Below are 14,865 nucleotides of genomic sequence, written 5' to 3' on the forward strand. Positions count from 1 at the left end.
GGGTGAGGCGGGCGGGCGTGTCATGGGTGAGGCGGGCGGGCGTGGTGCCCAACTCAAGCACACCGGTCTGCGCCCCGGCTGGACGACCGGTGCGTGCGCGACCGGCGCGACCACGGCCGCGTACACCGCACTCCTTACCGGGGAGTTTCCCGACCCGGTGACGGTCACGTTGCCGAAGGGGGAGACGCCCGCGTTCGCGCTGGGTGCCGAGGAGTTGACCGGGTCGTACGCCATGGCCGGCATCGTGAAGGACGCGGGTGACGACCCGGACGTGACGCACGGCGCGCTCGTGCGGGCCACTGTGCGGCTGCTGCCCGCCGGGGCGGGCGTCGTGTTCAAGGCGGGCCCCGGGGTCGGGACCGTGACCCGGCCTGGGTTGCCCCTCGACGTCGGCGAGCCTGCGGTGAACCCCGTGCCGCGCCAGATGATGCGGGAGCACATCGCGGCCGTCGCGGCGCGGTACGGCGGCACGGGGGACGTCGAGATCACGCTGTCCGTCGACCACGGCGAGGAGATCGCGCGCTCCACCTGGAATCCGCGCCTCGGCATCCTCGGCGGGCTGTCGATCCTGGGGACGACCGGCATCGTGGTGCCGTACTCGTGCTCGGCGTGGATCGACTCGATCCGGCGCGGAGTGGACGTGGCGCGGGCCGCCGGGCGTACGCATGTGGCGGGTTGTACGGGGTCGACGTCGGAGAAGACCGTCGTCGCGGAGTACGGGCTTCCCGAGGACGCGCTGCTCGACATGGGGGATTTCGCGGGGGCCGTCCTCAAGTACGTACGCCGTCATCCCGTCGACCGGCTCACCGTCTGCGGCGGGTTCGCGAAGCTGTCGAAGCTCGCGGCCGGGCATCTCGACCTGCACTCGGCGCGTTCGCAGGTCGACAAGTCGTTTCTCGCCGGGCTCGCCGAGCAGGCGGGCGCGGGGGCGGAGATCACGGCGGCGGTGGCGTCGGCCAATACGGGCCTTGCCGCGCTCCAGCTCTGGCCCGCGCTCGGCGACCTGGTGGCCGCCGCCGCCCGCGACGAGGCGCTGCACGTACTGCGCAGCGCGCCCGTCGTGGTCGACGTGCTGTGCATCGACCGGGCCGGGGCCATCGTCGGGCGCTGCGAACCCCGCTGACCTCAACTCATCCACGCCCCGGCCCACCACGCCGGCTCGGCGACCTCGTAGCCGCCGCCCGAGACAAGGCCCTGCACGTACTGCGCGGCGCGCCCGTCGTGGTCGACGTGCTGTGCATCGACCGGGCCGGGGCCGTCGTGGGGCGCTGCGAACCCCGCTGACCTCGACTCATCGAACCCCGCTGACCTCAACTCAGCGACCTCTGCGCCGCTGATCCGGTAGTGATTGTTCCGGATCTCAGGGCTGACCCTGATGTGCCGGCCAGCGCGCGCTCCCTAGTCTTGGGCGCACCGGCACCGCTCCGCAGTCGACGTACGGGGGAGCCACGGGGGCACACGGGGGACGACGTCGCCTTCGGAGCGGTCAGCCGGGACCTCTTCCGTCGCGCAATCTGTCAGCGACTCAGGCTTGCAGGTACGTGAGGACCGCGCGTACGCGCCGATTTCCCAGCAGGTCCTGTTCCAGGCGCAGCTTGCCGAAGATGTTCCGTACGTGCGTCTCGACCGTCTTGCCGCCGATCACCAGGCGCTGGGCGATCGCCTCGTTCGAGTGGCCCTCGGCCATGAGGGCCAGCACGTCGCGTTCCCGGCCCGTGAGTTCGTCGAGGGGGCCCGGGGCGCGCGGGGTGTCCATGAGGCGGGCCACCACGAGCGGGTCGAGGACGGTCTCGCCGTAGGCGACGCGCTTGAGGGCGCCGCAGAGTTCGTCGACGTCGGCGACGCGCTCCTTGAGCAGGTAGCCGAACCCTTCGGGGTGCAGGGCGAGCGCCCGTACGGTGTCGGTCGTCTCGACGTACTGGGACAGCAGCAGCACGCCCGTGCCGGGGTGGGACTCGCGGATGCGGGCGGCGGCGACCAGGCCCTCGTCGGTGTGCGTGGGCGGCATCCGGATGTCGAGGAGGACCGCGTCGGGGCGGTGCCGGGCGACGAGGGCCGGGAGCGGCCGCGTGTCGGCGCAGTCGGCGAGCACCTCGACGCCCTCGTCCGACAGGAGTCGTACGATCCCCTGCCGCAGCAGCGCCGAGTCCTCGGCGACGATCACTCGCACGGAAGCTCCGCCCTGATCCGGGTCCCGCCACCGGCGGGACTGTGTATGTGCAGCACGCCGTCGACGGCGGCGACCCGGTCGGCGAGGCCGCGCAGGCCGGTGCCGCGCTTGCTGTCCGCTCCCCCGATGCCGTCGTCCACGGTCTCGACGACGAGCCGGCCGTCCTCGAGCGTGGCCGAGACGCTGACGGCGCGGGCCCCGGCGTGCTTGGCCGCGTTGGACAGAGCCTCGCAGACGGTGAAGTAGGCCGTCGACTCGACGATCGCGTCGTAGCGCCGGGGTTCGGCCGCGACGACGACGGGCAGGGCCGCCTCCCTGGCCAGCGCCGTCAGCGCGGGGCCGAGGCCCTCCCGGGTGAGGACGGCAGGGTGCAGCCCGCTGGCGAGACCCCGCAGCTCCTCTATGGCGAGCCGGACGCTGGACTCGGCCTCGCTCACGGACTCGCGCAGGCCGGCGTCCGGGTGGTCGGCGAGGCCACGCTCGACGCGTCGCAGGGCCATCAGGGCGAAGACGAGGCGGGCCTGGGCGCCGTCGTGGAGATCGCGCTCCAGGCGCTTGCGCTCGGAGTCGGCCGCCTGGACGATGCGCGAGCTGACGTCCCGGGCGTGCGAGCGCAGCCACACGTTCTCCAGGGCGAGGCGCAGCGCGGCGGCGACGGAGGCGAGAAGTTCCGGGTCGTCCATGAGGGCGGGGTCGTGGTGCAGCAGGGCGAGCGGGCGGCCGTCCGCCGCTCCGACGGGCGTACGGCCGGGTCCGTCCGCCGTCACGTCGCGCCCCGACCCGTCGACGTAGGCGCCCCGTTCCTCGCGCCACAGGCCGAGCCGCAGCGTCGGGTCGCCGAGGACGCGGGCCAGGGCCTCGCTCAGGCGGGCCGGGTCGGGGTCGGTGCCGACCGAGATGACGAGGCCGCTGGCCTGGGCGCGCTGGAGGTGCATCCGCAGGAGACCGGCGAGGAACGCGAACGGGACGGCGACCTGCGCGAGGTCGGACAACAGGAAGACGGCCTGTTCGCCGGTGCCGCCGACGTGGCCGAACCACGGCACGACGTAGAAGAGCATGTCCCACATCAGGAACACGACCGCGATGCCGATGCCGAGCCAGGCCGGGAGCAAAGCCTGCCGGCGGGCCGGGGAGGCTTGCCGCCAGCGCTGGACGATCGCCACGGCGGCGACGGCGGAGACGACCCAGGCGGCCGCGTGGTAGACGGTGTCGACGGGGGCGAAGAGGTCGTGGGTGCCGGGGATGTACAGGGCGTTCGGGCCGCAGCTCGTGCAGTCGAGGTAGGTCGCGCCGGTGGCCTTCCCCGGGTCGAACAGCAGCGTCCGTACGAACCCGCCGATTGCGACGAGCCCGTACGCGAACTGCACGAGGCGGCGGGTGAGGACGGTGGTGAGGCGGCCCTCGGGGAACGACAGGACGAGGTGCAGGAGGATCGCCATGTTCAGCGCCTCCCACCAGGCGCCGAACGCGAAGAGAACAGGTACCGAGGTGCCCTGGAGGTTCCCGAAGAACCAGGTGACGCCTTCGGCGATCATCAGGGGGCCGGTCCGGTTGGCGGGCCTGCGCCGCCAGGCGACGACTCCGGCCGCCGTGTACGACCAGCCGACGGCGAGGTCACGTACGACATCGCCCGCGGAGCCGCCGATCCGCACATAGGACCACGCGCCGGCCAGGCCCGAGGCGGCGGCCAGCACGACGGCTCCGGTCAGGCGCAGCCGTACCGCACGCTTCCCCTGACTGTCCACGGCCACACGTTAAGCCATGCGGACGAGCGGCGCGCCCGAGGTGTCCGGCGGCTCACGCACCGTGGCCGGGGAACCGTTTCCCGCCCGCCGCGGCATGGACCGCCGCCCGTGTGCCCTGGCAGAGTGGCCGCGTCCGCACATGATCGCCGGGGGGTTCAGGTGGGTTCGCGCAGACTGCTGTCGTTGTCCGACGCGCTGGTGCTGCTGGGTGCGGATCCGCCGCGTCTGGCGGCGCTCGACCGGGCCCTCGGGGGCGCGCTGGCGGTGGCGACGGGCGGGGTGAGTGACGGGGTGCTGCGCATCGCGGACGCGCGCGGGCGGATCCTGGGGCTCGGGCGGGACGCGGTGCTAGGGGTCGGGCGGCGGCTCGGGGCCGCGGGCGGACGGGCGGAGCGGGGCGAGCTGCTGCGGGCGGCGCACACGGTCGTCGTCGTGCTCGGCTGGTTCGAGGCGCTCGAAGAGCTGGAGCTGCCGTTCTCCCTGGACGAGGTGCGGCTCACGCGTGACGACCAGCTGACGCTGGTCGGGGCGGGCGAGCGGGACGCCGGTTTCGCGCAGGCGCTCGCCGCCGTGGACGCGCCGCTCCCGGCGCCGCATCTGCCGCCGGAGGCCGTGGCCGGTCAGCTCCTCGACTGGTACGCGGCGCTGTCCCGGCGCTTCGAGCAGTTCGTGGCGGGGCTTGCGGTGCGGGACCGGCTCACCGCGGCCGAGTGGGACGCGACGCAACGCGCCCTGACCCTGGATCTGCCCGCGGCCGCGGCCGCTCACTACGACACGCTCTACGCCCAACTCGCCCAGCAGGCACCGGAGTTCGGCTTCTGGGTCGCTCGGAACGAGCACCGGGCGACGCGGGCGGAGGTGCAGCGCGCGCTCGCGGGCATCGAGGTCCTGCTCGCCGCGTCGGCCGCGACCGCGCCGCCGCCGGTCGACGTGGCCGCCGCGCTGGCCCGCTCCCACCGGGCCGTGCTCTCCCGTCCGGTCCTCGACGCGGAGTCGGCGCCCGAGGGCATCCGCGTGCCTTCCCTGGAGGAGATGTATCTGGACCCGGACTTCCGGGTGCGGGCCGTCACCGGGCAGCACGGGCCCGCCGACGAGTCGTGGTGGGAACACGCCCCGGTGCGCGAGGACCTGACCCGCTATCTCGCCGGTGCGCTGACCTCGTCCGCCCAGACGCGGACGCCGCTCCTGGTGCTCGGGCAGCCCGGCGCGGGCAAGTCCGTCCTGACCCGGGTGCTCGCCGCCCGGCTGCCCGCCGCCGGGTTCCTGCCGGTGCGCGTACCGCTGCGCGACGTGCGCGCCGAGGACGACCTCCAGGAGCAGATCGAGAACGCGGTACGGTCCGCGACCGGCGAGCGTGCCACCTGGCCGGAGCTGGTGCGCTCGGCGGGCGGCGCGGTCCCCGTGCTGCTGCTCGACGGGTTCGACGAGCTGCTCCAGACGACCGGGGTGCACCACAACGACTTCCTGGTCCGGGTGGCCCGGTTCCAGGAGCGCGAGGCGGAACAGGGCCGCCCGCTGCTCGCCCTCGTGACCAGCCGTACGTCCGTCGCCGACCGCGCCCGCTACCCGCAGGGCATGGTCGCGCTGCGCCTCGAACCGTTCCGGGCCGCGCAGATCCAGCGCTGGCTGTCGGTGTGGAACGACGCGAACGCGGCCGGATTCGCGGCGCAGGGCCTGCGCCCCCTGTCGTGGGAGGTCGTGTCACGGCACGCGGCGCTCGCGGCGCAGCCGCTGCTCCTGACGATGCTGGCGCTGTACGACGTCGCGGGCAACGGCCTCCAGCGCGACGGCGGCGAACCGCTCGACGAGGCCGACCTGTACGAGGAGCTGCTGTTCTCGTTCGCGCGCCGTGAGGTCGGCAAGACGAGCCGGGACACCGTGCCCGAGGACGAGATGCGCGAGCGGGCGGAGCTGGAGATGCAGCGCCTCTCGCTGGTCGCGTTCGCGCTGCTCAACCGCCGCCGCCAGTGGGTGTCCGCGGCCGAACTCGACGAGGACCTGACGGCGCTCCTCGGCCGCGGCCCCGCCGGGGCTTCCGGCTTCCGCACCCCGCTCGGGGCGGCGGAGGTGGCGCTCGGCCGGTTCTTCTTCGTACAGCGCGCCCAGTCCGTGCGCGACGGCCGGGTCCTCGCGTCGTACGAGTTCCTGCACGCCACGTTCGGCGAGTACCTGGCGGTGCGGCTCGCGCTGCATGTGCTGACCGGGCTGCTGCGGGACCGTCCGTCGCTCGCGCTCGGTGACGCGCGGGTCGACGACGATCTGGCGTACGCACTCCTGTCGTACGCGCCGCTGTCGGGCCGTCAGATGCTGCGGTTCGCCAAGTCGATGACGGCGCGGATGCCGGAGGCCGAGCGGGCCCGGCTCGGGCGGCTGCTCATCCGCGTGCTCGACCAGCACGAGACGCGTACGGGCGACCAGCACCCGGCGTACCGGCCCGCGGTCCTGCGGGTCGCCTCCCGGCACGGTCTCTACGGCGCCAACCTCGTCCTGGTGATCCTGCTCCTGACGGGCGGCACGTCGGCCCGCGAGCTGTTCCCGAGTTCGGCGAACCCGATGAGTGCCTGGCACCGGCACGCTCTGCTGTGGCGGTCGGCGCTGAACGAGGAGCAGTGGACGGACTTCGCCCTGTCGCTGTCCCTGCGCCGGTCCTGGGGAGCGGACGGCCGGGGCACGCTCGACATCTCGCTGCGCGAGGGCGAGCTGAGGCCCCCGGACCCGGTCGACGCGAACTGGCTCTACCGCTACCCGCAGGGGCACGGCGGGCCGGGCTGGTCGCGGCCCTACTGGGACGAGATCTGGCACAAGATGGAGGTGTCCGGCGGGACGAACGACTCCCTCGTGCGCCATGTGATGGACCCGGTGTTCGCGTGGCTGGGCCCCTCCGTGACCACGTTCGTGACCGCGGAGGGGCAGCCGGCGACATCGCTGGCGCACGACCTGCTGCATCTGCTGCTCAGTGACGGCACCGAACTCGACGACACGGAACTGGAGTTGGCGTATCGGCGCGTGCTGCGTGGGATCTTGAACCTGGCGCGCGGCGGCGCCGACCACGCCGTCCATGCCGCGCGGCTCCTGCGCACCGCCGCGCACCGGGACGAGTCCCGCCTGTCGGCGCAGCTGCTCGGTGAGATCGAGGTGTGGACGCGCTAGCGGGTGGTGCGGACGCGCTGGCGGTTGGTGCGGGTCAGCCCCGCGCCCTGCCGTACACCTCCACCTCCGCCATGTTCAGCTCGACCGGCTTGTCGTTGGCCAGCCACACCCGCACGTAGCGGCCGTGGGCCTGGGCCGGGATCACCGTCGGGCCGCCGGCCTGGGCGGTCTCGTGGTGGGCCCAGACGCCGGGCTTGGAGAGCTGGTCGGCGAGCGTGCCGGTGAAGGGCTCGTCGGAGACCAGGACGTAGTAGTCCTTGGTGCGGTCGGCGCAGCAGTCGGTGCGGTTGTAGATGTCGATGTGCTCCAGGTCGGCGACCGAACCGAGGTCGACCTGCCACCAGGGCTGTGCCTCCTTGCCGCTGGTGGTGGAGAAGTCGAAGCGGTCGCCGTCGACGGACTTGGCCGCGTTGAACGGGTAGCCGCCGTTCCAGCTGTAGTCCGAGCTCTGGGTGGCGGTCTTGTTCAGGGCGAGCTGGCGCAGCGGCTTGAGGCCCATCGACTCGTCGTGCAGGTCCTTGACCTTGCTGACGAAGTCGCCGAGGAACGGGTCGGCGATCTTCACGGGTCCCGGCTGGTGGTGCTCGGCCGGGTCGATGGTGATGTGCGAGGCGGCGTCGGCCGCCTTCTCCATCGCGGCGCGCTCGGTGGCGGCCGTGGCCGCGTCATGGGCGTCGATCGCCTTCAGCGCGGCGAGCCCGTGCGCGAGGGCCTTGCCCCACAGCTCGGTCGAGTCGAGCCAGGGCCCGGCGTCGTGGAGGAACATGTTGTCGGGGACCCCGGCGCGCAGGACAGCCGGAGTGTTCCCGATCGTGGTGGCGGTCGGCGTGAACGTGCGGATCGCGGTCTTCGGGTCGGTCCCGTACGCCTTCCAGAACCGTTCGAGCCGGTCGCTCAGGATCGGCGACTGGGGCTGCCACGGCGTGGAGCCGAACGTGGGCGCCATGTGGTTGAGGTCGACGAAGGTCTGGACGGCGTCGGCGACGCGCGGGTCGCCGCCGGCCAGGTGCAGCGCGGACTGGCGGGCGGAGCGGTCACGGTCGTAGCCGCGGTCGTTCCACGAGAAGTCGGACATCGTGAAGACGGCGAGCTTGCTGGCCGCCTCCTGGTTCATCGGGTTGGAGACGATGCCGCTGAGGTGCCCGGACAGGCCCGGCTCACGCTTGTCGTAGGGGGCGAGGAGCAGGCGTCCGGAGGTGCGGCCGAAGTCGTTGACCGGGTAGTTGTCCCACACGAACACCTTGCGGCCGAACAGCGCGGCGGCCTTCTCCGCCTGGTCGTTGGTGATCTCCGGCGGGACGACGTCCGTGCCGGTCCACATGACCTCGACGTCCTTGTCGAGGTTGCCGCGGATCTCCTGCTTGTACGCGGTGTCGGTGAGGTCGCCGTACTCAGTGGGCACCATCTGGAGCGGGTTGGCGCCGTCGTGGGTGGCGATGAAGTCCCGCTGGATGGTGTTGAGCAGGCCGACCTGCGCCTTCGCTGCGGGGCCACGGCCCGGGGCGCCGAACTTGGCCTGGTCGCCCGCGCAGTTCCACTTGGTGTAGCTGATGTCGTCGAGCGGGACCGAGAAGGAGCGCACGCCCAGGTCGTACATCGCCTGGAGCTTCGCGGTGAGGGCCTTGACGTCGGCCGGGTCCGAGTAGCAGACCGAGCCGCCGGGCGACACGGCGAAGGTGAAGCGGACGTGGTTGGCGCGGGCCCGGTCGACGAGCGCGCCGAGCTGGGAGAGCTTGTCCGCCGGGTAGGGCTCGCGCCACTTGTCGCGGTGGTACGGGTCGTCCTTGGGCGCGTACACGTAGGTGTTGGACTTGACCTCGCCGAGGAAGTCCATCTGGTCCAGGCGCTCTTCGGCGGTCCAGGGCGGCCCGTAGAAGCCCTCGATGGAGCCGCGCAGGCGCATGGAGGGGAAGTCGGAGACGGACGCCCCGGCGATGGTCCCCTTCCTCACGAGCTGCTTGAGGGTCTGGGCGGCGTAGAACTGGCCGGTCGCGTCGGCGCCGCCGAGCGCGACGGTGTGTTCGCCGACGCGCACGGCGTAGCCCTCGTCCTGGGTGGGGACGTCGGTGGCGCCCAGGGCCTCGGCGATGTCGGGGCGGGTGGCCGGGCCGAGGAGCACGGTCAGCGGCGAGTTCCCGGAGGCGCTGGTGCGTACGTCGATGTCGCGGACGCCGTGGGCGCGCAGGGTGGCGGTGACGAGGTCGCGGGCCGGTTTGTCGGTGGCATCGCCTACGACGAGTTCGGCGTGCGAGGGAAGCGGGGCGTCGTCGCCGGCGCGCTCCATGTGCTGCGGGGTGGGCGAGACGACGGGGAGGGGGCGCTCTCCCGCGTCGTCCGCCGCCACGGTCGGGGCCGCCGCGGCGACGAGGAGTGTGGCCACGGCACAGGCGTGCACGGCTCTTCGGGCTGTCATGGAGTGGTGCCTCCGTGATCGGGGGTCGGAGTCGGTGTGCTCTGTGGGGGGAGGTATGTGTCGGCTACCTGTATGCCGGTCGCGGTGCGTCAGTCGCGGGTGTGTTCCCGGTACAGGTCCAGTTCGCCGTCGAGTTCGAGGGCGACGACCGTGCACAGCGGGTCGAGCTGGTCGTCGGTGACGTACAGGTACTCCCAGCCGGGGACCTCGCCGAGTCCGCCGACCCGCTCGTGGCGGACGTCCGCGCCCGTGCCGAGGATGCGTGCGGAGATGACGGCGTTGCGGACGCCGCGCAGCACGACGTACTCGTTGGGCCGGTCGAAGAGGAAGAGGTACAGGGTGCGGCGGTCGGCGGAGAGGGTGGAGGGGCCGTAGAAGTGGCCGTGCGGCAGGCCGCGTACGGCGCCGTGGACGGCGGGGCGGTGGCCGGCGATCCACGCGCCGAGCGCTTCGAGGCGGTCGGTCTGTGCGGGCGGGATCGTGCCGTCCGCCTTCGGGCCCACGGCGAGCAGGAGGTTGCCGCCTCCGCCGACGGTCTCGGCGAAAACGCGGACGAGCTGGCGGGGTGACTTGTGGTGGTCGTCCTGCGGCTGCCAGCCCCACGAGTCGTTGACGGTGAGGCACAGCTCCCAGGGGCCCTTCGGCGGTTCGACGGGTACGCCCTGCTCGGGTGTCGCGTAGTCGCCGTGCCCGGAGAGCCGCCCGTTGACCACGGTGTGCGGGCTCAACTCCTTGATGAGATCGGCGAGTTCGGCCATGCGCCACTGCTCGGGGCTGCGCTCCCACTCCCCGTCGAACCAGAGCAGGTCCGGCTGGAAGCGGCCGAGGAGTTCGCGGATCTGGGTGCGGTGGAAGGCGATGAAGGCGTCCCAGCGCTCGGGTGACTCCTCGCCCACGGCGGGCATCGAGTACGGGTTGCCGCGGTCGGAGGGGTCCTGCCCGTCGGGCCGGACGGTGGCGTAGTCGGGGTGGGACCAGTCGAGGTGCGAGTAGTAGAGGCCGACCTTGAGGCCTCGGCGGCGCAGGGCCTCCACGTAGGGGGTGACGAGGTCGCGGGCCGCGGGGGTCCGCTTGGGCACGGACAGGTCGTTGGCCTGGGTGTCCCACAGGGCGACGCCGTCGTGGTGCTTCGCGGTGAGGACCGCGTAGGTGGCACCAGCGTCGGCGAACAGTTCGGCCCACGCGTCGGGGTCCCACTTCTCGGCGCCGAACCCGTCGAGCTGCGCCATGTAGGTGTCGTACGGGACGTCCCCGTTGAAGAAGGACCAGGACTCGGCGACGCCGTCGACGCTGTAGATCCCCCAGTGCAGGAAGATGCCGAGTTTTCCGTCCGTGAACCAGGGCTGTATCACCGGTAGTTCTCCTCGTCGTAGCTCCAGCAGTGCACCCACTGTCCGTCGTCGAACTCCGTGCGCGGTGGGAACGCGGTCGCGCATACGGGTTGCGCGAGCGGGCAGCGCGGGTGGAAGCGGCAGCCCGTCGGCGGGTCGACGAGGCTCGGGGGCTCCCCCAGCGTCTCCTCGTCGTCGACTACGTCGGGCGCGTCCAGGAGCGCGCCCTCGCGGTCCGGGTCGGGCGCGGAGTCCAGGAGGAGGCGGGTGTACGGGTGCCGGGGCTGTTCCACGACGGCGTCGGCGGGTCCCGACTCCACGAGCTGGCCCGCGTACAGGACCTTGATCTCGTCGGCGAAGTAGCGGGCGCCGGCGATGTCGTGGGTGATGTAGAGGATGGCCAGGCCCTCGTCGTCGCGGAGCGTGCCGAGGAGGTTGAGGATGTCGAGGCGGATCGAGACGTCGAGCATCGAGACGGGTTCGTCGCCGAGGAGGACCTTGGGGCGGGCCGCGAGGGCACGGGCGATGGCGACGCGCTGACGCTGGCCGCCGGACAGTTCGTGCGGGAACTTGTCGATGAACTGGTCGGCGGGGGTGAGGTTGACGCGCCGGAGGAGTTCGAGGATCTGCCGCTCCAGCTCGGCGCGGCCGGACGCGTGGCCGTGCAGCTGGAGGGGCCTGCTGAGGATGTAGCGCAGGCGGTGCACGGGGCTGAGCGAGGAGAACGGGTCCTGGAACACCATCTGGACCTGGCGGTGGTACGCGCGTCGGCCGCGGGCGGTGCGGGCCTGCTTGACGGGGGCGCCGTCGAGCCGGATCTCGCCCTCGGTGGGCGGGTAGGCGAGGGCCAGCATCCGGGCGAGCGTCGACTTGCCGCTGCCGCTCTCGCCGACGAGGGCGGTGATCCGGCCCGCGTGCAGGGCGAGGCTTGTCGGCTCGACGGCGTGCACCTCCTTGCCGTGCTGCCCGGGGCCGTGCAGGGGGAAGCGCTTGACGACGTCGCGGGCCTCGAGAACCGGTGCGCCGGGGGCGGGCTCAGTGGGTGCGGGCATGGTGGTCCTCCTCTCCGCGTACGTTCTGGTGCAGATGGCAGGCGGTCTCGCCGGCGCCGAGGGCGAGGAGGGGCGGCGTCGTCCGGTCGCAGGGTTCGAAGCGGTGGGCGCAGCGCGGGTGGAAGGCGCAGCCTTCGGGCAGGACGCGCAGGCCGGGCGGGGAGCCGGGGATGCCGGTGATCTCGCGGCGCGGGCCGTGCAGCGGAGGGAAGGCGCCGCGCAGGGCTTCCGTGTAGGGGTGCTTGGGGTCGGTGTAGAGCTGCCGTGCGGGTCCGGTCTCGACGACCTTGCCCGCGTACATCACGGCGATGCGGTCGGCGATCTCGATGAGCAGGGACAGGTCGTGGGTGATGAAGATGACGGAGAAGCCCAACTCCCGCTTAAGTCTTGATACTTGGCGCAGGATCTGGCGCTGCATGACGACGTCGACCGCGGTGGTCGGCTCGTCCATGACGACGAGGTCGGGTTCGCAGGCGAGGGCCAGGGCGATGGTGGCGCGCTGGCGCATTCCGCCGGACAGCTCGTGGGCGTAGGAGCGGAGCCGGTCGGCGGGGATGCCGACCATGCCGAGCAGTTCGCCGGCCCGCGCGAGCGCGTCCTTCTTCGACAGGCCGCGGTGTCTGCGCAGGACGTCGGTGAACTGGGCGCCGAGCCGGAGCACCGGGTTGAGGGCGTTCATGGCGCTCTGGAAGACGACGGCGATCTTCTCCCAGCGCAGTGCGCCGAGCCCGCGGTCGGACAGGGTGAGCAGGTCGACCGGGGGCGCGCCGTCCTTGCCGTGGAAGAGGACGGATCCGGCGGTGGTGACGGCCGGCGGGCGCTCCAGTCGGGTGACGGCGGTGACGAGGGTGGACTTGCCGCAGCCGCTCTCGCCGACGATGCCGAGGGTCTCGCCGCGCAGCAGGGTGAGGTCGACGCCGCTGACGGCGTGCACGGGGTCGGCGCGGTCGAAGTAGTCGACGTGCAGTCCGCGCACGGTGAGCAGGGGCTCTTGTTCCCGGGTCGTCATGAGGCCGCCTCCGGGGCCGTGAGGGCGGGCTTGGTGGTGGGCTCGGCGTGGGCTCCCGTGCGGCGCAGCTTCGCGGCGTCCGCGCGGTCGCGTACCTTCTTGGGCGGCTTGCGCAGACGGGGGTTGGCGATCTCGTCGATGCCGAAGTTGATGAGTCCGGCGGCGACGCCGATGAGGGCGATGCACGCGCCGGGCGGCACGAACCACCACCAGGCGCCCCGGGTGAGCGCTGAGCCGTTCTGCGCCCAGTACAGCATCGAGCCCCAGCTGGTGATGTTGATGTTGCCGAGGCCGATGAAGGACAGGCCGGCGTCGGCGAACATCGAGCCGACGACGGCGCCGAGGAAGCTCACGGAGATGATCGGCGCGAGGCTCGGGATGAGTTCGCGGGTGATGACGCCCCAGCGGCTCTCGCCGGTCATCTCGGCGGCGGTGACGAAGTCGCGGTGGCGCAGGGAGAGGGTCTGGGCGCGTTTCTGGCGGGCGCCCCACGGCCAGGCGGTGAGCCCGATGATGAGGGCGACGGTGAGCCAGCCGCCCCTGCCCTGCACATAGCTGGCGATGATGATGAGCAGCGGCATCCCGGGGATGACGAGGCAGATGTTGGTGAGGACGGTCAGGACGGAGTCGGCGCGCCCGCCGAGGTAGCCGCCGGCGACGCCCACGATCACCGACAGGACGGTCGTGACGAGCCCGGCGACGAGTCCCACGAGGAGCGAGACGCGGCTGCCGACGACGAGTTGGGCGAGGACGTCCTCGCCGGTCGCGGTGGTACCGAGGGGGTGTGCGCCGGACGGACCCTGCATCGCGTCGGCGGTGTGTACGTCGCTGGGTGACAGGCCCATGAGGTTCTGCACGACGTACGGGCCGGCGAGCGCCACGAGGGCGAAGAACGCGAAGACGCAGATGCCGGTGCGCACCTTGGGGTTGCCCGGGAGCTTCATGAGCGGGTCTCCCTCGCGCGCGGGTCGATGAGGCCGTACACGGAGTCGGCGATGAAGTTCGCCGCGAGGACGGACAGGGACACGTTGAGGAACAGGGCCTGCATCAGCGGGTAGTCGACGCTGCTGACGGCCTGGTAGAGGAGGTAGCCGACGCCCGGGTAGGCGAAGACGATCTCGACGAGGAGCTGGCCGCTGACGACGGTGCCGATGGTGAGGGCGAAGCCGGCGACGCTGGGCAGGACGGCGTTGCGGGCGGCGTACTGGAACATGACGCGGGCCTTGGACAGGCCCTTGGCTCGGGCGAGCAGCACGTAGTCCTCGGAGACGGTGGTCACCATCATGTTCCGCATCCCGACGAGCCACCCGCCGAGCGAGGAGACGACCATGGTCAGCGCGGGCAGGATGCCGTGGCTGACGACGCTGGCGAGGAAGGGGCCGCTGAAGGACGGGACGAGGTCACCGTCGTAGCCGCCGCCGATGGGGAGCCAGCCGAGCTGGACGCCGAAGGCCATGAGCAGGAGGAGGGCGACCCAGAAGTACGGGAGCGATCCGAGGAACATGGACGCGGGCGTCAGGATCGAGTCGAAGCGGGAGCCCACGCGGCTCCCGGAGACGACACCGGCCGCCGTGCCGAGCAGGAACGCGATCACGGCCGTCAGGCCGACCAGACCCATCGTCCAGGGCAGCCCGGTGCGGATGACCTCCCACACGGGCGTCGGATAGTAGGCGACCGAGAGACCGAAGTCGAAGTGGGCGACCTGGCCCAGGTAGGTCAGGTACTGGTCCCAGAGCGGCTCGCCGGGCTTGCCGAACAGGCGGTAGATGCTGGCCACTTGATCGCCGGACAGCGCCTGCTTCTGCTGCATCTGCATGATCAGGGCGGAGGCCGGGTCGCCGGGCATCAGGCGCGGTACGAGGAAGTTCAGGGTGATGGCGCCCCACGCGGCGACGGCGTAGAAGCCCAGACGGCGCAGGAAGTAGCGGGAGGCCCCGCCGGTGCGCCGCTTCGTGGGCGCACCGGCTGTCTTGGGGGTGGTCAGGGTGGTCATGC

The 14,865-nt window shown here is 72.2% G+C and carries 10 protein-coding genes and 1 pseudogene; 3 read left to right on the top strand and 8 right to left on the bottom strand.

What is annotated here, in order from left to right; genetic code table 11:
* Nucleotides 1-22 precede the first annotated feature (22 nt).
* A complete protein-coding gene (locus ABZ893_RS01655) occupies nucleotides 23-1,123 on the top strand; it encodes a cobalt-precorrin-5B (C(1))-methyltransferase (protein WP_361395023.1) in 1,101 nt (366 codons plus the stop codon).
* Nucleotides 1,124-1,158: 35 nt separating this feature from the next.
* A pseudogene (locus tag ABZ893_RS01660) lies at nucleotides 1,159-1,284 on the top strand (cobalt-precorrin-5B (C(1))-methyltransferase); the annotation flags it as partial.
* Nucleotides 1,285-1,525: 241 nt separating this feature from the next.
* Here the strand turns inward: ABZ893_RS01660 and ABZ893_RS01665 are convergent.
* Together ABZ893_RS01665 and ABZ893_RS01670 are read right to left on the bottom strand one after the other, a co-directional pair.
* Entirely contained in the window at nucleotides 1,526-2,164 is a 639-nt protein-coding gene (locus ABZ893_RS01665; RefSeq protein ID WP_361396057.1) for a response regulator transcription factor, read from the bottom strand.
* On the bottom strand, nucleotides 2,161-3,915 hold the full coding sequence (locus ABZ893_RS01670; RefSeq protein ID WP_361395025.1) for a histidine kinase: 1,755 nt from the start codon (nucleotides 3,913-3,915) through the stop codon (nucleotides 2,161-2,163). The genes ABZ893_RS01665 and ABZ893_RS01670 overlap by 4 nt, the downstream gene beginning before the upstream one ends.
* 183 nt (nucleotides 3,916-4,098) lie before the next feature.
* Between ABZ893_RS01670 and ABZ893_RS01675 the strand changes: the two genes are divergently transcribed.
* A complete protein-coding gene (locus ABZ893_RS01675; RefSeq protein ID WP_361395028.1) occupies nucleotides 4,099-7,065 on the top strand; it encodes an ATP-binding protein in 2,967 nt (988 codons plus the stop codon).
* Between the two features lie 34 nt (nucleotides 7,066-7,099).
* Here the strand turns inward: ABZ893_RS01675 and ABZ893_RS01680 are convergent, their stop codons facing one another.
* From ABZ893_RS01680 to ABZ893_RS01705, 6 genes are all read right to left on the bottom strand, one after another.
* On the bottom strand, nucleotides 7,100-9,478 hold the full coding sequence (locus tag ABZ893_RS01680; RefSeq protein WP_361395031.1) for a beta-N-acetylglucosaminidase domain-containing protein: 2,379 nt from the start codon (nucleotides 9,476-9,478) through the stop codon (nucleotides 7,100-7,102).
* 89 nt (nucleotides 9,479-9,567) lie between these two features.
* Nucleotides 9,568-10,827, bottom strand: coding sequence for an alpha-L-fucosidase (locus tag ABZ893_RS01685; protein ID WP_361396060.1), 1,260 nt, complete (start codon nucleotides 10,825-10,827; stop codon nucleotides 9,568-9,570).
* Complete coding sequence (locus tag ABZ893_RS01690; protein ID WP_361395035.1) at nucleotides 10,827-11,861, bottom strand: ABC transporter ATP-binding protein; 1,035 nt, start codon at nucleotides 11,859-11,861, stop codon at nucleotides 10,827-10,829. Before ABZ893_RS01690 ends, ABZ893_RS01685 begins: the two co-directional genes overlap by 1 nt.
* The gene (locus tag ABZ893_RS01695; protein ID WP_361395038.1) at nucleotides 11,845-12,870 is read right to left on the bottom strand and encodes an ABC transporter ATP-binding protein; all 1,026 of its coding nucleotides are present in this window, start codon (nucleotides 12,868-12,870) and stop codon (nucleotides 11,845-11,847) included. Before ABZ893_RS01695 ends, ABZ893_RS01690 begins: the two co-directional genes overlap by 17 nt.
* Entirely contained in the window at nucleotides 12,867-13,814 is a 948-nt protein-coding gene (locus ABZ893_RS01700; protein ID WP_361395041.1) for an ABC transporter permease, read from the bottom strand. The genes ABZ893_RS01695 and ABZ893_RS01700 overlap by 4 nt, the downstream gene beginning before the upstream one ends.
* Complete coding sequence (locus tag ABZ893_RS01705) at nucleotides 13,811-14,863, bottom strand: ABC transporter permease (RefSeq protein WP_361395044.1); 1,053 nt, start codon at nucleotides 14,861-14,863, stop codon at nucleotides 13,811-13,813. The genes ABZ893_RS01700 and ABZ893_RS01705 overlap by 4 nt, the downstream gene beginning before the upstream one ends.
* Between the last annotated feature and the right edge of the window lie 2 nt (nucleotides 14,864-14,865).

Origin of the sequence: Streptomyces sp. NPDC046821 (assembly GCF_040645335.1) — a bacterium.
Taxonomy (GTDB): Bacteria; Actinomycetota; Actinomycetes; order Streptomycetales; family Streptomycetaceae; genus Streptomyces.